Annotated in this window: 1 protein-coding gene; it reads right to left on the reverse strand. The window is 73.3% G+C overall.

Going from position 1 to position 550, the window contains the following annotated elements; all coding sequences use genetic code 11:
• Positions 1 to 550, reverse strand: a 550-nt coding sequence (locus IH13_RS0130740; RefSeq protein WP_420713421.1) for a MinD/ParA family ATP-binding protein, incomplete at both ends; no start/stop codon positions are given.

A 550-nucleotide genomic window follows, 5' to 3' on the forward strand; every position in this document is an offset into this window, starting at 1 on the left:
GCCCCGCCGTGTCGGGTCGGCGAGCAGTTCGGTGCGGATCGTGCCGCCGGCGGCCAGGTGCCCGTCGTAGGGGAGGAGGTGCACCGCCGCCCCCGTGGTGGTGAGCTTGTGCGCCGCCCGGGCCAGGTCGATGCCGGGACGCGGCACCTGGGCGGTGAGCACCACGACCGTACCCTCGATGACGTGGCGGGGCAGCCCCCGCATCCACTGGAGCACGTTGTACGTGCTGGTGAGGCCGTCCAGCGTGGCCGGTGCGGTCAGCACCCGGGCCTGGGACGCCGTCAGGGCGACCCGGGCGACCTCGGCGGGGAGCGTCTCGCAGTCGACGACCGTCACGCCGAAGTAGCGGCGCAGCGAGACCATCACCCGCTCGTACGCCTTGGTGTCCAGCATCGCGCCGATCTGGCCCTGACTGCCGGGGAGCAGCCAGGCGTTCTCCGGCAGCTGGACGAGGTACCCGGTGATGTCGAGGAGGGACATCTGCGGCTCGACGAGGTCGGCCATGTCACCGGTGGTCCAGCGGAGGCTCCGGGCGCCGAGCCGCAGCGGC

This window comes from Streptomyces sp. NRRL WC-3549 (assembly GCF_000721935.1).
Classification (GTDB): domain Bacteria; phylum Actinomycetota; class Actinomycetes; order Streptomycetales; family Streptomycetaceae; genus Streptomyces.